The following is a 17,564-nucleotide window of genomic DNA, read 5'->3' as shown; positions in this document are numbered from 1 at the left end:
GACGCTCCGTGCGGCAAGTTTCTTATTGTTAAAAAGGAAGGCGCCGGCTCTGCCGGCCACCCGTTAAATTTTGTACGCGCAGAAGACTCCGGTAACCGGCCTGCAACCCGCGGGACGCCGACCGCCTCCGGGCCTCGCCGGGCTTGACGATTCACCGTGACGCACCTATAATCAAAGCAGAAAAAAGAGCCGGGGCGGTTCGTCCTGTCCTGCTTATTAAAGGAGATGATTGTATGAATAAAATGCCTGTAGTGTTCTCCGGGCACGGAGATCCGATGATTGCCCTCCACAGGGATGCACTGACGGAGGAAATAGGTCGTACAGGGGAGCGGATTCTGAAGGAGTACGGCCGGCCGCAAGCGATACTGTCTGTTTCCGCGCACTGGTACACGAGGGGAACCTTCGTGCAGACTGCCGAAAATCCGAGACAGATCTATGACATGTATGGTTTTCCGGAGGAACTGTATCAGGTACGCTATCCCGTATCCGGATGTGAAAAACTGTCTGACCGGGTGCTGGCGCTGCTCGGCAGCAGGGTCGCGGTAAATGATGAATGGGGAATCGATCATGGCACCTGGTCGATTTTGGTTCATATGTTTCCGAAGGCGGATATACCGGTGGTGCAGCTTTCTGTGGACAGCACGGGAACCGCTGCGGACGCGCTGGAAATCGGCAGAAAGCTTGCCGCGCTGCGGGAAGAGGGTTATCTGATTTTCGGAAGCGGAAACGTGGTTCACAACCTTCGCCTTGTCGACTGGGATAATCCCGGCGGAACAGGGCAGGCGGAGGCCTTCAATCGGTATATCGCCGACGCGGTTCTGGCAGGGGAAACCGATAAGGTCGTGAATTATGAGTCCGGTCCGGAAGCGGCCTATGCAGTTCCGACGCCGGAGCATTTTCTTCCGCTGATATACTGCCTCGGCGCGGCGGACGGCGACAGCGCCCGGATATTCAATAACGTCTGCAGCCTCGGCTCCATGGCGATGACAGGCTTTGTGTTCGGAGAGAGATAAAGTTTTGTGACTGCGAGGAGAATTGGACGATGAATATAACAGATAAACTGAAGCAGTGCATGGAAGAAAACGACATCGATCTATACGGAATCGCGGATATAGAACTGATGAAGGACACATATAGTTCCTACAAGGAGGGAAGAGAAATGAGGCTCGATCAGTATTTTGGAAAAAAGTTAGAAATAACCGACATAGATGATATTTTATGGATCGGGAAGGCGGTTTCTTACGAGTCTCCTGAAGATTCAGAAGATGGTCATTGGTGGATTGATATCATTGTAGAAAACAAGAAGGATTTTGGAGAACTCACTATCTCCGAAGAAGAAATCAAATCTATTAATGTATGATAACGCACCGGTTACATCCGGTGCTATTTCATACCTCACGGCAACGTGGGGTTTTATTATACATTGTGCGGGCTCATGATGATCACATCGGATGCGCATGAAGGTATCATTCAGGCAGTAAGAGAAGTATTTCCTGACGTACCGTGGCAGCGGTGCCAGTTCCATTTTTCAAAGAACATCGCAGACAAAGCTCCGCAGAAATATCAGTCCGGTCTCAGAGCGGAACTTCAGGAGATGTTCAACGCGAAGACCATTCAGGCGGCACGGACTCTCCGCGATAAGATCATCCGGGATTATCAAGATGTCGCTGAATCTCCCATGGCTTGTCTGGACGAAGGATTCGAGAGTGCCATGACGGTCATGACGCTGCCAGAAGGGATGCGGCGGTTCTTCCGCACATCAAACCACATCGAGCGGCTGAACAGGGAACTGAAGCGGCAATCGAAAGCCATCGGGATCTTTCCGAATGATGCCTCACTGGTCCGGCTGATTGGATCCGTCCTGCTGGAGCAGAACAGTATCTGTCAGGCTGGAAGGTCCATCTTCAGTAAGGAGACATACAGCAAACTTCTTGTATCAGATGTAAGGAACAGGCTCCACCTGATTGCGGAGGAACAGGCCTCCCTCTTACAGGTTTCCTGACCAGAATGAACCTAAAGGCAATTTACACACAAATTTGGACTTGACTTGTGAATCCCTCAAATTTCAGCCAGTACTATAACAAAAAAGATTGCAAACGGAGAATACTCGTTGAAGCTGAGTCAGCAGCAATACGACAAACACCGAAATGGAACGAGAGATTATGAGAGATACAAAGAGCAACGTGAGAGAAAAGGATATGGACCGCAGAGCAGGCTATTAATAAACAAGGAAGAATCACAGGAAATCATTGTAAAACAGAGTGGAACTGGTATAATAAAAATAAGGAAAGATGGAAGTCCAACAAATATTGAGCAGATAACATGTGACAGAGTTATTGGCGAATATTATCAAAAAGGGAAATGGGTTTCAACTAATAAGGCAGCTATTCATCATGGAAGAAGAGAATCACATCTGGTCCCGATAAAAGGGAGTAACTATGATTAACATCATTAAATACATCGATATTGAAGAAAAAGTCCGCATCACTTTTACCGATGGCATGTATACCGATGGGTATATCGAGAGTATCGATGATGAAGAAGAAAGCGGAATAACGGAACCAGGCATTTCATTTTGGACAGATGATGGGAACTACTTAGAAATAGGACAAAGTGAAATTGATAATATCGAAATATTAAATTAATCCACTTGCTTCGACTGACGCTATTTTATGCCCTGCACCGCGGGGTTTTATTATACCCATAAAGGAGAAAGCACAATGAAAAAGATATGCCCGTCATGCAAACGCGAATATAGGAGCATAGAAAATTTTCATTTACTGGGGCAGGATTGACGAAAGGAAGAAAAAAGGATATATTAAACACTGGAAGAAGGAAATTAATAATTTTGAAGATAGCATAAAACGCAAAGAGGAAGAATTGAGAAAGAGAGGTAAACGTGTTTGAGTTAAGTCAGGAAGCGATGAATCGCATGATCCATAGGTTGATAGATAATGCAAAAGATGCAATCGAAGATGTCAATAATAATAAAAACGATGAGTTCTACGAAGGAAAAAAAGCGGCGTATTACGAGATGCTTGACAGTTTAAAAAATGATCTTGAAATAGAGGATGCTGATATTAAGGAATTTGGGTTAGACATAGACTTGGATGCAATGATTGAAGATCATAGGGCAGCATTTTGAAAAAGGAGAATGGCATGAAACGAGGCGAATGAAAATATTTCATTCCAAGAAAGGGATACACATCGTGCCGGTAAAAAGCACATGAAAAGATTATGTGATTATTTAGATAGCGATTTGGTAAAAATTGAATTAAAAAACGGAATATCATATTTAGGGGTTCCTATTGATGTGACATACGCAGATGAATCTGAAAATGGAGAGGATCAAATCACTATAGAGGATCCAAATATTAGAATGAGACTTCATACGGTAACGAAAAGCAATATAAAAAAAATTGTTGAAATAGGATAATTCAACGTAGGTATGATATCAGACTCTAATGAGAAAGGAATTAAGGATAATACGTTTCCGTAAGTTCTCTATATCAGGTAAGTTGTTAAAGGGATTGACAATCGTCGGTCTCTTTTTGTTTGAAGCGGAAAAGAGAGGAAAGCACAATGAAAAAGATATGCCCGTCATGCAAACGCGAATATAGGAGCATAGAAAATTTTCATTTACTGGGACGGGATTGGCGAAAGAAAAAAAGGATATATTACTCAAACTTCCCGCACCCCAAGAGGGGTGAGAACATTGAAAATTCAATAGTTTAGCCGTATTAAAAAGGCATAGATCTCCGAAAAATGGTATAATGTAAGTGACCAAACTAACTAAATACCTATGGAGGATTTATGCCATGACTATCATACCATAGAACGACCGCGATGGACAGATGCTTTGCACAGTGATCGAGAATTTTCTCTCGATCTTCCATGTCGGAAAGCTCCTTCGAAAGTGTAACGCCAGCAAGGAAAGGGTGTCCCGGTCATGAAGATCTTCCGTTATATGATCGGCAACGTCTTCAATGCCAGGAGCATGTACATGCAGATCCGCGCGGATTCCTACCGTGAGGATTTCAGTAAGAACACATACTACCGGTTCCTCAACAGTGTGAGGACCAACTGGTTCCGGTTCACCATGCTCCTGTCCGCAGCTGTCGTCGGCGACTTCATGCAGCGTTTGACCAGTGAGGAACGCAAAGATGTATTCATCATCGATGACACCCTCTTTAGCAGAAGCGGCTACAAGAAGACCGACATGGTCGCCAGAGTGTTTGATCATACAGAGATGAAATACCGCAAGGGATTCCGCCTGCTGACACTTGGCTGGTCTGACGGCAACTCCTTCCTTCCGATAAATTTCAGCCTCCTGTCCTCCAACAAGGAGAGCAATCAGCTTGGAGTCATGGAGCTGGGAGATGGACGAACGATCGCCGGGAGGCGTCGGTCCATGGCATTGCGCAAGGCTACCGATGTCATGCTCGAACTGCTTGATGCAGCGATGAAAGCTGGCCACCAGGCAAAATACGTTCTGTTCGACACCTGGTTCGCGAATCCTCACCAGATCGTTGCGATCAAGGATATGGGCCTCGACACCATCGCAATGGTGAAGAAGAGTTTCAGGATCACATACGAATTCGAAGGCAGGCGCATGAATTCCAAGCAGATCTTCAAGCAGTCGAAGAAGCGCAGAGGACGCAGCCGTTACCTTCTGTCGGTGGAGATCCTTGTGGGCAAGGACGATGGCGCGAATGAGCACCCGATCCCAGCCAGACTGATCTATGTCCGCAACCGCAGCAACCGCAAGGACTGGATCGCTCTGATCTGCACGGACATGGATCTCAGCGAAGAAGAGATCATTCGGATCTACGGCAAGCGCTGGGATATTGAGGTCCTCTTCAAGACCTGCAAGTCCTACCTGCGGCTGCAGAAGGAATGCAATTCGCTTTCCTACGATGCGATGACAGCTCACGTCGCCATCGCCATGGTGCGATACATGATCCTGTCTGTATTCCAGAGGCAGGATGAAGATCAACGAGCGCTGGGTGAACTGTTCTATGTGATGCTGACGGAACTGGAGGATATCACTTTCCACCAGTCCATGATGATCCTTGTGGAAGCGATGTTCCAGACAGTGAAGTCGGTGTTTCGGGTCACAGAAGAACAGCTTGAGGTATTCGCCGCTGATTTCTACAGCAGACTGCCGGAATACATGCAGCGAGCACTCAGTTACACCCATCCAGCGGAGTTGAAGCTATTTGCCACGGCTAAAGTATTGAGTTTTCAATGTTCAGTTCCCATTTTGATGTGGGAAGTTTAAGTTATTGAAAAATACCATGGAACGGGTATACTAAAATTAAACAAAAAAGGGGAGCTGATACCATCAGAAATGATAGTAGACAACGATAAAAAAATAGGCTATGCTGTCGATAATAGGACAGGCAAGAAGGTGCCAGCCACAGGCTTCAAAATTCATTATGCGGCGGCAGGCACGCATATTGTACCAATGTATGAGAATCAGAAGGAGTATTGGATAAGGAGGAGGAAAAAAGATGGAAATGATTGGCTACTTAGGCAAAAAGGTTGATTTGACTTGTAAAGACGGAAAGCAATTTTCAGGGTATATATTCGAGGTTCTTGATGCGGAGGATTCAGACATAGGAAAGGATTGTGTTGATATTGACCCGATAGATTCAGACTGCATCATCGAAATTCCTGTAGATGATATGACAATAAAGGAAAGAAAATATTTACTTAAAGAATTGAGAGCTTTAAAAGAGGTGTTGTAAATGACATTTGAAAGTTTGATATCTGAGGCATGCTCTAGATTCCCGGAAGTTCAAACAGAGTTTGAAATGCAGAAAAGGGCGGGAGATATAGATGAGAGCCTTGGGCAGCATATTTTTTTTAGTTTTGTTTTCGACAAAATATTGTTCCGTGCGATTGATAAAAAAAAAGAGGATATTGTTCAAAGTATGTTCATATTCTTAGAGGAGATGGAAACATCCGGAGATTCAAACATAGCTGAAGTTGTAGAATTTACTACTCTTGAAGAACTATGTGATGACTATAGAAATGTGCAATTTGAAAAATATCTGGGTTCGGAAACAAAGCTTGCTCTCAAGGCGATAAGAGAATATATGCCAGAACAAGCACAGTTATAAAAATCAGAAGCACATGCTGGACAAGATGATTTCATAATCGAACACCCTAATGGCGGGCGACAAAAGACGGTCCCGCCTAAGCTGCTTATTCATTTAAAACACATATCAGGAGTTTTATACCTCGCGGCACCGCGGGGTATTCTTATGTAAAGAAATGGAGGACAGAATGCAGGAAAAAGCAAAACGGATTGTCGCGAACTTGTATAACGATCAGGCCGGCAAGGATGAGATTTCTGCAGTAACCGCAGAGGATGTTTATGTCGTGTGGTTCTGCAAGACATTGCAGAACTGGAAGGCGCTGCTTTCCACGGATCTTCCGGACGGCATGTACTTTGAGGTTACTTATAACGGAGATAAAAAAGAAGCCTATCTTGACGTATATAAGAAAATCAGGAATGTTAAAATTTCAGACTGAAAAAGAGAAATGTATATAAACTGATATACATATATGCAGAACGCCACCAGCTTGCGCCGGTGGTATTTAATACCTTCGGTGTGCTAAGAAAAATTAAGGAATAAGGGACCTCGCGGCAACGCGGGGGTTTGTCGTGGAGGTAAAAGCATGGAGCTAAAAGAACTGACAGACAAAACGCTTCGGCGGCGTGGCGCTTCAGAGTTTCCGCGGCTGTAGTGGGGAGACTCAGGGTGTCCCACCAAACCACGCTAAAAACCACTAAAAATAAGGATTGATTTACATTAACTGGTAAATTTAGAAAAATGAAAGCCTTGCGTGAACGTTGAAATTTCAGCGTTTGCAAGGCTTTTAAGAATGGTGCCCCAGAGGCGATTCGAACACCCGACGCACGGTTTAGGAAACCGACGCTCTATCCCCTGAGCTACTGAGGCTTAACAACATTTATAATACCATTCTTCGGGCTGTTTTTCAAGGGCGGAATGAATGACCTCTGCAAAATTGTGGAAACGAGGATTCGTGGCCTCCGGAGACATCTCTCGGCTGCCTCGGCAACTTTGTCAATTCATGCCGGAGTATGTATTTCCTGGTGGCCTAGTGCATCAGTCTGCGTAGATTTTGTGCTAAACCGCCGGCCTCGTACATCAGTCGCGTGCACTAGCTTCGCAAACCGCCCGGCATGAATTTCACACAGCCCGAGACCTCGTGCACTGGTTTTGTACCAATTCGCGGCGATTCACACAATCGTCGTCGGCTTTGTGCACCAGCCTGCGTAGATTTTGTGCTAAATCGCCGGCTTCGTGCATCAGTCGCGTGTACTAGCCTCGCGAATCAGTTGACATGAATTTCACACGAACCGCCGGGCTGGCACGCTGTCCCTGCTGGCCGCAATTCTCCCGCCGCCCGCCGATATTTTGCAGAACTTTAACTTTGTGCCCGTCGGAGATTTTACAGAGATCCGCTATTATGGGGGCAGAGAGAAGTTGCTGACAAGAAAGGAGATGACGAATGAGTAAGATGAGGAAGGCGTCGGCGCTGATGCTGGCGGCCATGATGACTGTGACGGTCTTGCCGGCGCAGGCGGCGTTTGCGGACACCTCCGCGGCGGTGCAGGGCTTTGATAACGGCAAGGGAGTGAACTTGACGAAGATCGGCTCCTATGTCTCGGGATTTTCAAACAAGGACGGCGGCGTGGCCGAGATTGTTGCGTATGACAAAGACAACAACAACGCGTGGGTGGTCAACGGCGCTACGGGAAAGCTGGATATCCTGAGCATGGGAAATGTGACCGGAGCCAGATCTGATGCGATGACCGCAACGTCCATCGACATCAGCGGGAAGGCGGCGCAGGCCGAGAGCACGTTCACTTATGGAGACATGACCTCTGTTGCGGTAAGTACAAAGGACGATCTGGTGGCTGTGGCACTGCAGGACAAATCATATGACAAGCGCGGGTATATCGCGTTCCTGAGGAAAAACGGTGACTTCCTGGGAATGGTTCCGGCGGGATTCCAGCCGGATATGGTGACCTTTACGCCGGATGGCAATACTGTGCTGGCAGCGAATGAGGGAGAGCCGAGAAACGGAATCGGCAGCGGAATTACCGATCCGAAAGGCTCCGTATCTGTGATTCGTGTCAACCATGAAAACCCTGCGGCTAGCAGGTCCGAGGACGCTGATTTTACGGCCTTCGACAGCAAGAGAGATGAGCTGGTGAAGCAGAATATCATTCTGAGCAAGGGCACCGCTCCGTCCGCAGACCTGGAGCCGGAATACATTGCGGCAAGCAATACCAAGGCTTACGTCACACTGCAGGAGGCTAACGCGATCGCAGTGCTGGATATTTCCGGCGGAAGCTATGACGGCGTATATTCCATGGGATTAAAGGATCTGGGAGCGGAGAGCAACGCCATTGATGTTCTTGAGGACGACAAATATGAGGCCGCTGTTTATCCGGATGCGGTCGGAGCGTATATGCCGGACGGAATTGCTGCCTGGGAGTCCGGAGGACAGCAGTATATCGCGACGGCTAATGAAGGAGACGCCAGAGAATGGGGCGATTACGCAAACGAGGAAAAGGTGACCATTACTTCCGCGGACGGAACTGAGGCCAAGAAGGTTCGCGCGATTAAGGCGGATGTTACCGATGGACTTCCTGAAGGGAAAACAGTTTTGTTCGGCGGCCGGTCCTTTTCGATATACAAAGTTGAGGACAGCGGTCTGAAGCAGGTCTATGACAGCGGAAACGAATTCGAGAAGAAGACAGCAGAGACTCTGGCTTCCTACTTCAACTGCTCCAATGACGATAACCTCATCGACAGCCGTTCCCGCAAGAAGGGACAGGAGGCCGAAAATGTAACCGTCGGGACTGTGAACGGAAAAATCTATGCGTTCATCGGACTAGAGCGGATCGGCGGTATTATGGACTACGACGTAACAGATCCGGAGAAGGCGCAGTACAGCAATTACATCAACAGCCGCGACTTCAGCGAGGATCCGGCGAAGCTGGGCGAGGGCGTTGAATCCCTGAAGGGAGATGTCGCGCCGGAAGGGCTTGCCTTTGTTAGCGCATCGGATTCCCCGTCCAAAACCCCGATTCTGCTGAGCGCCTTTGAGGTGAGCGGCACCGTGGCGGCGTATGCCGTAGGAGAGCTGCCGAAAGCGCAGACCGCTCCCGCGGTAAAAAAGAGCGTCATGTCGTTCCGTGCTCTGAAAGCGGCTTCGGTGAAGCAGACAACAACCAGCGTAAAGCTTTCCTGGGAAAAGGTGAGCGGAGCGGCGAAGTACACTGTTTTCAGAAATCACCTTCGCCGCGTAGGGGAGTTTCCATGTTGGCCTTGATCTCGTTTCGGCTTAAACCCAGACTGAAGAGATAATACAGCTTGGCGATTGCGGCTTCCGTTGTCATGTTGCCGCCGGAAACGGCTCCGGCATCCGTCAGCATGGAACTGGTTTCGTAAGCACCCAGGCGGACGGTTCCCTGAGGACATTGAGAGCAGACACAGACGATAGTCCCGTTCTCAAAGGCTCTGCGTATCATCGGCAGAAGTTCAGAACCATATGCCGGAATATTGCCGGTGCCAAAGGTTTCCAGGACTATGCCGTTTAATCCCTCTGTCATAATCGGTTCAAACAGACGGAACTGTATGCCGGGGAAAATCTTGATTACGCCAATCGCAGCATGCCTGAATTCGGTAAGATGAAATTCCTCTGAGACGGACTCGTCGGGAATCGCTGCTTCTCTGTATTCTGCTGTTCTGTCGAGAGTCTCTGCCCCTCTGTATTCTGCTGTTTTGTCGGGAATCGCTGTCCCACTGTATCCTGCTGCTCCGCCGGACACTGACGTTTCGCAGCTGCAAGCCGTGAGTGAATCGCGGAAGCTGGTGGTCAGGATTTTGTTATAGGCGATATCGATGCCTACGCTGGCCAGGTTCGGAAAGTTTGGAGAGTCAAAGGCCAGCAGACCGTCCGCGGAGGATTTTGTACTCCGGTTTCCCCGCATCAGTTTCCCGCCGAAGTAAAGACAGACCTCGCGGACATATCCTTCCGCGGCGATGAGCAGTGAAGTGATGATATTGTCTCTGGCGTCGCTGCGCAGACGGCACAAAGGAATCTGTGACCCGGTCAGAATCACGGGTTTGTTCAGTCCCTCCAGCATGAAAGAGAGTGCGGAGGCGGTGTACGCCATAGTATCTGTGCCGTGTAAAATTACAAAACCATCATATTGTCTGTAGTTCTCTGCGATGACGCGTCCCATCCTGTTCCACTGCTCTACGGCGATATTGGAGGAGTCCAGCAGCGGGTCGAACTCTATCAGCTCCCAGCCCGGCATGGCGGGGTCTTTCAACTCGTCGATGCGTGAGAGGGCGTTCCGGAAATAGCCGGACTTCGGGGCATAACCGTGACTTGTGGGAACCATGCCTATGGTACCGCCGGTATATAGAATGCAGATTTTTTTCATGAGAAATTCCTTTCTGTTTCTTCCTTCATGGTATATTATAGGGGATGGAGGTAGGAAATGAAATACAATTTTGATGAGATTATCGATAGGAGCAACACGAACGCGCTGAATACCGACGGATGGCGGAGTTACATTTTCGGCACGGAAAAGGACAGAAAATTCCCTTATGAGGATGACGAATTTGTTCGTATGTGGGTGGCGGACATGGAATTTGCGACGGCGCCCCCGATCCTCGATGCGATTCGGAGTCGGCTGGACAGGAGGATTCTCGGGTACACCGGGCTTACTACAGACGATTACAGCGACGCTTTGTCCGCCTGGTGCCGCGAGTGCTACGGATGGGATTTCCCCCGGGAGCAGCTCGTGATTACGGGAGGCGTGATCCCCGCGCTCTATCAGGCCATCGAGGATCTGACCGAGCCGGGAGACAAAGTCCTGACCCTGACCCCGTCCTACGGCTTTTTCGCTCACGCCGCCGACTACAACAAAACAGAACTGGTTGTGTCTGCGCTTCACAATGAAGACGGGTATTATTCCATTGACTACAAAGACCTTGCCCGCAAAGCGGCGGATCCGGCGGTGAAAGTCCTGATTTTCTGCAATCCTCATAATCCGACGGGTCGAGTCTGGAATGAGGATGAGCTTCGGCGTCTGGCTGACATCATCGTTTCCAATGATTTGTGGGTGATATCTGACGAGATCCACTGCGACCTCGTCCGCACCGGGATTACGCACATTCCGCTGGGAAAGATTATGCCGGATTATCCGAGGCTGATTACATGCATGTCTGCCAGCAAAACCTTCAATATGGCGGGAATGCTGTTCGCCAACGCGATTATCCGGGATGACCGGGAGCGCCGGAAATTCCGTTCCAGAAACAAACTCGTCGGGAACCTCAATCCGCTGTCACTTGCCGCACATAAGGCGGCGTATGAAGAGGGAGGTGAGTGGCTCCGCCAGCTGAAGGAATATCTGGACGAGAACTTCCGGTTTGTAAAGGAATATTTTAACAGTGAACTTCCGGAGGCGGTCTGCGGAATCCCCGAATCGACTTATCTCGACTGGGTGGATCTTCGACCCTGTTTCCGGAATGCTCAGGGCGGTTTCGACGGTACGAACCTGCCGCTGTTCTTCGCAGAAAATGCCGGCGTCCTGCTGGAGGGTGGAGACCGGCTGTTTGTAGGCAGCGCAGAAGGCTTCGTCCGGCTGAATCTCGCGATGCCACGGAGTATTGTCGCTACCGGTATACAGCGCATGGCCGGCGCAATAAAGCGCAGATAAAAAATTGCGGAGCGCCGGCAAACCATATAGGCCTGCCGTGCTCCGCAGCTCCCGTTAACCGGCTGCCAGCCGGAAATTGTTTCACATAAGGACTATTTTACGAACACCTTGGGCAGTCTCTGACCGAACGCACAGGTGATCTCGTAATTGATGGTTCCGGTTGCGTCCGCGATATCGTCTGCGGAGATGGTGTTGACACCGTCGGTTCCCATGACGATAACTTCGTCGCCGACCTTGACGCCCGGGACATCAGTAACGTCAACCATGAACTGATCCATGCAGATATTGCCGGCAACATTGCAGATCTGTCCGTTGACGATGACTCTGGCCTTTGACGAGTACGGACGGGGGTAGCCGTCAGCATATCCCAGACCGACCGTAGCAATAGCGGACGGACGGTTCGCAATGAATTTACGTCCGTATCCGCAGGAGAATCCCGGTGGTACGTACTTCAGATGGACGATATTGGCCTTTACCTGCATAACGGGTTTGAGACTCAGCTGATTCTTGTCAACCTCATGGGAGGGGTACTGGCCGTACAGGATGATTCCCGGGCGGCATCCGTCGAACAGAACCGTCGGAAGTTCCATGATGGAAGCACTGTTTGCCAGTGTCCGGAAAGGAAGGGGAATCCCTGCCTGCGTTACTGCATCGTAGAACCGGTTGTACCTTGCTTCCTGCTCATGGGAGAAGGTTTTGTCGAAGGCGTCTGCCGTAGCCATATGGGAGAACATTCCCAGAATGCGGATGTTCGGGAGCACCGCGATGCGACGGATGTCCTCGACGGCATAGTTGAGGTCGTCTGCCAGATAACCGATGCGGCCCATACCGGTATCGACGGCAATCAGGCAGTCGATGGTCTTGCCCCGCGCGGCTGCCGCGTCGCTGATGGCGCGGGCGTTTCTGGAGTCATCCACGACGGGGATGATGTCGTACTGCGCCAGAATATCGACGTACATATCCGGCGTCAGGCCCAGACAGATGATGCGCTCTGTGGCTCCGGCCTCTCTCAGCGTGATTGCCTCCTGAAGAGTTGCGATAGCGAAGGTTTTGACACCGTTTTCGCGAAGAACCTCAGCACACTGGATGGCGCCATGACCGTAAGCGTCCGCCTTGATGACACCGATAAACTCTCTGTCATTTCCCATCTTGGCGCGAATCTGCTTTACATTGTAGTCGAAGTTGCTCAGATTGATTTCGGCCCATGCGGGTCTGATTGCTTCTTTATACATATGCTGTACCTTCTTTCGTATAACAAATAATAATTGAGACTAGATCAGCGGCTTGCGGAGAATGATGTCTTCGCGGGCCGGGCCATTGGAGACCATGGTAATCGGGAAGCCGAGCTGACGCTCGATTTCGTTCACGTACTCCCGACATTCCGCCGGCAGTTCTTCAAAGGTCCGGATGCCTGTGATGTCAGACTTCCAGCCCTTCATCATTTTATAGATCGGCTTGCACCGTCCGAGATCGGTGACGTGCGGGAAATCCTGAATTTCCTTTCCGTCGATCTCGTAGCCGACGCAGAGCGGAATCTCGTCTAGATAGCCGAGGGGATCCACGACCGTCAGAGCAACGTCGGTAGCGCCCTGAATCATACAGCCGTACCGGGAAGCGACGCAGTCATACCATCCGACTCTCCGCGGGCGGCCTGTGGTCGCACCGTATTCACCGCCGTCTCCGCCGCGTCTGCGCAGTTCCTCGGCTTCTTCGCCGAAGATTTCGGTCACAAAATCTCCGCCGCCGACACTGGATGAATATGCTTTTGTGACTGCGACAATCTGACGGATCTCATAAGGCGGAATGCCGGCCCCCGCGCCGCCGTAGCCGGCGATGGGGTTTGAAGAGGTGACCATCGGATAGATGCCGTGGTCGATATCCTTCATGGTTCCGAGCTGTCCCTCCAGGAGAATTGTTTTGTTGTCGCGGATAGCCTGATTCAGGAATGCGGCGGTGTTACCCACATAGGGACGGATCTTCTCCCGCAGATCCAGGATCTTCTCGTACACCTCCTCCGGAACCAGAGCAGGCTTGTGATAGAGGTTGGTGAACAGAGCGTTCTTGATGGTGCACACGTTGTTCACCCTCTCCTTCAGCGGTTCGTCAGGCATGAAGAGCTCGTTGACCTGAAAGCCGATCTTGGCGTATTTATCGGAATAGCAGGGTGCGATTCCGGACTTGGTGGAGCCGTATGCGTGACCGGCCAGACGCTCTTCCTCGTACCCGTCCTGCAGGATGTGATAGGGCATGACGACGTGCGCCCGGTCGGAAACCAGGATGTCCGGCTGCGGAACGCCCTTCGAGACGATGTCCTCCACTTCATTGACGAATTTATCGATATCCAGTGCGACGCCATTTCCGAGAACACAGGTGGTGTTATCGTTAAAGACGCCGGACGGCATCATGTGAAGAGAGAATTTCCCATATTTGTTCTTGATCGTGTGACCGGCGTTGGCGCCGCCCTGGAACCGGACGACTATATCCGCCTCCTGTGCCAGGACATCGGTGATTTTGCCTTTACCCTCGTCACCCCAGTTTGCTCCTACGATTGCTTTGACCATAAAACGTTTCCTCCTGTCAAAGATCCTCAGAAATGAGGATGCTATACATTGATTTCCGCTTCGACGCCCAATACGTCTCTGTTTGCGGACAGAACAGGCTTTATGACCCCGTCAAGAAACTCGAGTGTCTGCTCAGCAGACCTTCCAATGTAATTCTCTGGCTTCATAACCTTCTGTAAAGCCTCTTTGCTTATATTAAAGGCGGGATCGGCCGCGATGCGATCCAGAAGATCGTTGGGCTTTCCCTCCTCCTTGACTGTTTTTCCGGCCTCCATGGAGAGCTCGCGAATGCGCTCATGGAGTTCCTGACGGTCACCGCCGGCCTTGACGGCGTCCATCAGAATATTTTCCGTCGCCATGAATGGAAGCTCAGCCATCAGGTGCGCCTCGATGACCTTCGGGTAGACCACGAGACCCTCGGAGATGTTGATGTACAGCTCGAGAATGCTGTCCGTGGCGAGGAACGCCTCAGAGACGCTGATTCTTTTGTTGGCGGAATCGTCCAGTGTTCGTTCAAACCACTGGGTTGCCGCCGTCAGCTGCGGATTCATGGCGTCGCTGATCACGTAGTTCGCCAGGGATGCCATGCGCTCTGAACGCATGGGGTTCCGCTTATATGCCATGGCAGAGGAGCCGATCTGATGCTTCTCAAAGGGTTCTTCGACCTCCTTCATATGTTGCAGCAGACGGATATCGTTGCTGAATTTATGTGCGGACTGGGCGATGCCGGCCAGCACGTTCAACACGCGGCTGTCTACTTTCCGGGAGTAGGTTTGTCCCGAAACGGGGTAGCACGCCTCGAATCCCATTTTATCCGCAATTTTCTGATCCAGAGCCTTGCATTTCTCATGGTCGCCGCCGAAAAGCTCCAGGAAGGAAGCCTGTGTTCCCGTCGTTCCCTTAGAGCCCAGCAACCGTATAGTGCTGAGGACGTAATCCAGATCACCCAGATCCATAACCAGGTCATTCAGCCACAGTGTCGCGCGCTTACCCACAGTGGTGGGCTGGGCGGCCTGATAGTGCGTATAGGCCAGACAGGGCTGCGAACGATATTTTTCCGCGAAATCGGCCAGGTGGTCGATGGCGTTTATCAGCTTGGTGCGGATCAGCTTCAGCGCTTCTGTCATGATGATCAGGTCGGTGTTGTCGCCGACGTAGCAGGATGTCGCGCCGAGGTGGATGATTCCCTTTGCCTTTGGGCACTGCACCCCGTATGCGTAGACGTGAGACATGACGTCATGCCGCACTTCCTTTTCTCTCGCTTTGGCAACATCATAATTGATGTCATCTTTGTGAGCGATGAGTTCGTCAATCTGTTCCTGAGTGATCTCCAGGCCCAGCTCCTTCTCCGCTTCTGCCAGAGCGATCCACAGCCTGCGCCAGGTCCGGAACTTCATCTCCGGCGAAAAAAGGTACTTCATTTCCGCGCTCGGATACCGTTCCGAAAGTGGACTTGTATAGCCAGTATAATCTGCCATTCATTTTCCTCCCTGTACATACAGTTTAATCCATTTTTGATTATAGCATCTGAACCATGTGTTTTCAACCCCGATTAGGCAATGGAATCGCGGTAAAGTGGCATGAAATGAGTGCTTCGGACCGGTTCGGCGAAGCCGGGCGATAAGAAAACGACCATGCCGGAGTATTTCTGCTCTGACATGATCGCATTATTCTTTGTGTAACGCCCGGAAATGACTCTGTTCGTAAATGCGGCACGTCCGCACCGGCCTTTGCTGCCGCCTGCGCACGCCCGAGTCTGCCTTTGTTCATGCTCGCGGCACGTGCACATCTGCACCGGCCTTTGTTGCCGTGCCTAGAACGATGTTTTGCTGGTGTATTTCCAGATTCCCATTTTCTCCGCGTTTTTAATCAGATCCTCGCGGAAATCAGGATGGGCGATGTTAATCAGCGCTTCTGCCCGCTCCCAGGTGGACTTGCCTTTCAGATCCGCGGCGCCGTATTCGGTGACAATGTAATGAGTGGCCATACGCGGCGTAGTGACAATGGAACCCGGCTTCAGCATCGGAGCGATGAGGGATTCCACAGTGCCGTCGGGCAGTGCCCGTGTCGAAGGAGTACAAATGAAACTTTTGCCGCCTTCCGACTGGAAAGCACCCATTACGAAGTCCAGCTGTCCGCCGGTGCCGGAAATCTGCTGGTGCCCTACGGATTCGGAACATACCTGCCCGTACAGGTCGACCTGAATGCAGCTGTTTACCGATACGAAATTCTTAATGCTGGAAATGATGTGTACGTTGTTTACATAGTTTACCGGCGCGTTGCAGCAGATCGGGTTGTTGTCGATGAAGTCGTAGAGCCTTTGCGTGCCGCCGGCAAAGGTATAGAGAGCCTTGCCTTTGTCTACGTTTTTGTTCCCCGTGAGCTTGCCTGCCTCGAAGAGATCTACGTAGGCGTCAACGAACATCTCTGTGTGCGCATTGATATTGCGGATGTCTGACTGCGCCAGCATTTTTCCGATGGTGGAGGGCAGTGCGCCGATTCCCAGCTGCAGTGTGCTGTGGGATTTGATGCGTTCGACAACGTGGGAGGCGATCATCCGGTCGATTTTGCTCCCCGGCTTGTCCGGCATCTGGGCCAGAGGCGTGTTGGAGCCTTCCACCACATAATCGATGCCGTACAGGTTCAGCTGAGTCTGGTGCCCCAGCGCGATGGGCATGTTTTCGTTGACTTCGACGATGATCTTCTTGGCGGCCTTGATTACGCCCCACATGTCCGCGACCTGGGGACCCAGATTGAAGTTCCCGTGCTTGTCCATGGGCGCCACCTGGAACATGGCGATATCAATACCCGACGGATTGTTGATCCAGTATTTCGGCAGCTCGGAAAACAGCATGGGGATATACCAGCAGCGTCCGTTTTTGGACATCAACCGGTCAAATCCGCTGAAATGCGCCGACGCGAATTTCACCTGATCGTTGGAGGTGGTCGCCTCGTAAAGGGCGAAGGGCTTCTCTCGGATGGATACAGTACTGATCACCTCTACGCCGTGAAGTTCGTCCGCACGCTTGGCCAGCGCCTCGTCGATATCCACGACCGCGCCGCAGCCCAGACCGTAGTGGATCCGATCACCGGGGCGCACCATCGCAGCCGCTTCGTCTGCCGTAATCAGTTTTTTCTTATATTCTTCCGCTAAAGTCGAAACCTTGTACATTCAGGCCTTCCTTTCTTTTTCTGTGGCGGCGCGCCATCTGCGCCGGACTCGT

General features: G+C 50.7%; 18 protein-coding genes, 1 tRNA gene and 2 pseudogenes. 15 read left to right on the top strand and 6 right to left on the bottom strand.

Annotated elements, in window-relative coordinates:
* Positions 1-233 precede the first annotated feature (233 nt).
* From ygiD to FYJ64_RS09680, 13 genes and pseudogenes are all read left to right on the top strand, one after another.
* Positions 234-1,013, top strand: a complete 780-nt coding sequence (gene ygiD, locus FYJ64_RS09740) for a 4,5-DOPA-extradiol-dioxygenase (RefSeq protein ID WP_154574956.1) — start codon at positions 234-236, stop codon at positions 1,011-1,013.
* A 29-nt stretch (positions 1,014-1,042) separates the two neighbouring features.
* Positions 1,043-1,360, top strand: a complete 318-nt coding sequence (locus tag FYJ64_RS09735) for a hypothetical protein (RefSeq protein WP_154574955.1) — start codon at positions 1,043-1,045, stop codon at positions 1,358-1,360.
* A 63-nt stretch (positions 1,361-1,423) separates the two neighbouring features.
* Positions 1,424-2,002 (top strand): annotated as a pseudogene (locus FYJ64_RS11425) (transposase); the annotation flags it as partial.
* A 108-nt stretch (positions 2,003-2,110) separates the two neighbouring features.
* Positions 2,111-2,446: a polymorphic toxin type 50 domain-containing protein gene (locus FYJ64_RS09725; RefSeq protein ID WP_154574954.1), complete on the top strand. Its 336-nt coding sequence runs from the start codon at positions 2,111-2,113 to the stop codon at positions 2,444-2,446.
* Positions 2,439-2,645 (top strand): hypothetical protein, encoded by a 207-nt coding sequence (locus tag FYJ64_RS09720; protein ID WP_154574953.1) that lies wholly within the window; start codon positions 2,439-2,441, stop codon positions 2,643-2,645. The genes FYJ64_RS09725 and FYJ64_RS09720 overlap by 8 nt, the downstream gene beginning before the upstream one ends.
* Positions 2,646-2,944: 299 nt before the next feature.
* The gene (locus FYJ64_RS09715; RefSeq protein ID WP_235897169.1) at positions 2,945-3,145 is read left to right on the top strand and encodes a transposase; all 201 of its coding nucleotides are present in this window, start codon (positions 2,945-2,947) and stop codon (positions 3,143-3,145) included.
* Positions 3,120-3,230: a polymorphic toxin type 50 domain-containing protein gene (locus tag FYJ64_RS11835; protein WP_154574952.1), complete on the top strand. Its 111-nt coding sequence runs from the start codon at positions 3,120-3,122 to the stop codon at positions 3,228-3,230. Before FYJ64_RS09715 ends, FYJ64_RS11835 begins: the two co-directional genes overlap by 26 nt.
* Entirely contained in the window at positions 3,227-3,436 is a 210-nt protein-coding gene (locus tag FYJ64_RS09705; RefSeq protein ID WP_154574951.1) for a hypothetical protein, read from the top strand. The genes FYJ64_RS11835 and FYJ64_RS09705 overlap by 4 nt, the downstream gene beginning before the upstream one ends.
* Before the next feature lie 507 nt (positions 3,437-3,943).
* Positions 3,944-5,281, top strand: a pseudogene (locus tag FYJ64_RS09700) (IS4 family transposase); the annotation flags it as partial.
* A 3-nt stretch (positions 5,282-5,284) separates the two neighbouring features.
* Entirely contained in the window at positions 5,285-5,548 is a 264-nt protein-coding gene (locus FYJ64_RS09695) for a polymorphic toxin type 50 domain-containing protein (protein ID WP_328597007.1), read from the top strand.
* Entirely contained in the window at positions 5,514-5,750 is a 237-nt protein-coding gene (locus FYJ64_RS09690) for a hypothetical protein (RefSeq protein WP_154574949.1), read from the top strand. Before FYJ64_RS09695 ends, FYJ64_RS09690 begins: the two co-directional genes overlap by 35 nt.
* Positions 5,751-6,125: a DUF7674 family protein gene (locus FYJ64_RS09685; RefSeq protein WP_154574948.1), complete on the top strand. Its 375-nt coding sequence runs from the start codon at positions 5,751-5,753 to the stop codon at positions 6,123-6,125.
* A gap of 166 nt (positions 6,126-6,291) precedes the next feature.
* Entirely contained in the window at positions 6,292-6,540 is a 249-nt protein-coding gene (locus FYJ64_RS09680; protein WP_154574947.1) for a DUF6275 family protein, read from the top strand.
* A gap of 355 nt (positions 6,541-6,895) precedes the next feature.
* On the opposite strand, the gene FYJ64_RS09675 is transcribed toward FYJ64_RS09680, so the two are convergent.
* Positions 6,896-6,971 (bottom strand) — tRNA-Arg (locus FYJ64_RS09675).
* A gap of 574 nt (positions 6,972-7,545) precedes the next feature.
* Here FYJ64_RS09675 and FYJ64_RS09670 point away from each other — a divergent pair.
* Complete coding sequence (locus tag FYJ64_RS09670) at positions 7,546-9,378, top strand: choice-of-anchor I family protein (protein ID WP_154574946.1); 1,833 nt, start codon at positions 7,546-7,548, stop codon at positions 9,376-9,378.
* On the opposite strand, the gene FYJ64_RS11585 is transcribed toward FYJ64_RS09670, so the two are convergent.
* On the bottom strand, positions 9,332-10,498 hold the full coding sequence (locus tag FYJ64_RS11585; protein WP_235897167.1) for an asparaginase domain-containing protein: 1,167 nt from the start codon (positions 10,496-10,498) through the stop codon (positions 9,332-9,334). The two genes, FYJ64_RS09670 and FYJ64_RS11585, sit on opposite strands and share 47 nt — an antisense overlap.
* 57 nt (positions 10,499-10,555) lie before the next feature.
* Here FYJ64_RS11585 and FYJ64_RS09655 point away from each other — a divergent pair, with 57 nt between their 5' ends.
* On the top strand, positions 10,556-11,779 hold the full coding sequence (locus FYJ64_RS09655) for a MalY/PatB family protein (protein WP_154574945.1): 1,224 nt from the start codon (positions 10,556-10,558) through the stop codon (positions 11,777-11,779).
* 92 nt (positions 11,780-11,871) lie between these two features.
* Here FYJ64_RS09655 and alr read toward each other — a convergent pair whose 3' ends face one another.
* The 4 genes from alr to FYJ64_RS09635 form a co-directional block, all read right to left on the bottom strand.
* The gene (gene alr, locus FYJ64_RS09650) at positions 11,872-13,011 is read right to left on the bottom strand and encodes an alanine racemase (RefSeq protein WP_154574944.1); all 1,140 of its coding nucleotides are present in this window, start codon (positions 13,009-13,011) and stop codon (positions 11,872-11,874) included.
* Between the two features lie 39 nt (positions 13,012-13,050).
* The gene (locus tag FYJ64_RS09645; RefSeq protein WP_154574943.1) at positions 13,051-14,340 is read right to left on the bottom strand and encodes an adenylosuccinate synthase; all 1,290 of its coding nucleotides are present in this window, start codon (positions 14,338-14,340) and stop codon (positions 13,051-13,053) included.
* Positions 14,341-14,381: 41 nt separating this feature from the next.
* Positions 14,382-15,818 carry an adenylosuccinate lyase gene (purB, locus tag FYJ64_RS09640; RefSeq protein WP_154574942.1) on the bottom strand — a complete coding sequence of 479 codons (1,437 nt, stop codon included), beginning with the start codon at positions 15,816-15,818 and terminating at the stop codon, positions 14,382-14,384.
* 335 nt (positions 15,819-16,153) lie between these two features.
* Complete coding sequence (locus FYJ64_RS09635; RefSeq protein WP_154574941.1) at positions 16,154-17,512, bottom strand: acetyl-CoA hydrolase/transferase family protein; 1,359 nt, start codon at positions 17,510-17,512, stop codon at positions 16,154-16,156.
* Between the last annotated feature and the right edge of the window lie 52 nt (positions 17,513-17,564).

This window comes from Hornefia butyriciproducens (assembly GCF_009695915.1).
GTDB classification, from domain to species: domain Bacteria; phylum Bacillota; class Clostridia; order Peptostreptococcales; family Anaerovoracaceae; genus Aminicella; species Aminicella butyriciproducens.
Note: the sequence above shows the minus strand (reverse complement) of the source record. Positions and strands in the feature narration are given on the sequence as shown.

Coding starts and splice junctions, on each gene's coding strand:
- ygiD (WP_154574956.1), top strand. CDS start 234: ATGAATAAAATGCCTGTAGTGTTCTCCGGGCACGGAGATCCGATGATT.
- FYJ64_RS09735 (WP_154574955.1), top strand. CDS start 1,043: ATGAATATAACAGATAAACTGAAGCAGTGCATGGAAGAAAACGACATC.
- FYJ64_RS09720 (WP_154574953.1), top strand. CDS start 2,439: ATGATTAACATCATTAAATACATCGATATTGAAGAAAAAGTCCGCATC.
- FYJ64_RS09705 (WP_154574951.1), top strand. CDS start 3,227: ATGAAAAGATTATGTGATTATTTAGATAGCGATTTGGTAAAAATTGAA.
- FYJ64_RS09690 (WP_154574949.1), top strand. CDS start 5,514: ATGGAAATGATTGGCTACTTAGGCAAAAAGGTTGATTTGACTTGTAAA.
- FYJ64_RS09685 (WP_154574948.1), top strand. CDS start 5,751: ATGACATTTGAAAGTTTGATATCTGAGGCATGCTCTAGATTCCCGGAA.
- FYJ64_RS09680 (WP_154574947.1), top strand. CDS start 6,292: ATGCAGGAAAAAGCAAAACGGATTGTCGCGAACTTGTATAACGATCAG.
- FYJ64_RS09670 (WP_154574946.1), top strand. CDS start 7,546: ATGAGTAAGATGAGGAAGGCGTCGGCGCTGATGCTGGCGGCCATGATG.
- FYJ64_RS11585 (WP_235897167.1), bottom strand. CDS start 10,498: ATGAAAAAAATCTGCATTCTATATACCGGCGGTACCATAGGCATGGTT.
- FYJ64_RS09655 (WP_154574945.1), top strand. CDS start 10,556: ATGAAATACAATTTTGATGAGATTATCGATAGGAGCAACACGAACGCG.
- alr (WP_154574944.1), bottom strand. CDS start 13,011: ATGTATAAAGAAGCAATCAGACCCGCATGGGCCGAAATCAATCTGAGC.
- FYJ64_RS09645 (WP_154574943.1), bottom strand. CDS start 14,340: ATGGTCAAAGCAATCGTAGGAGCAAACTGGGGTGACGAGGGTAAAGGC.
- purB (WP_154574942.1), bottom strand. CDS start 15,818: ATGGCAGATTATACTGGCTATACAAGTCCACTTTCGGAACGGTATCCG.
- FYJ64_RS09635 (WP_154574941.1), bottom strand. CDS start 17,512: ATGTACAAGGTTTCGACTTTAGCGGAAGAATATAAGAAAAAACTGATT.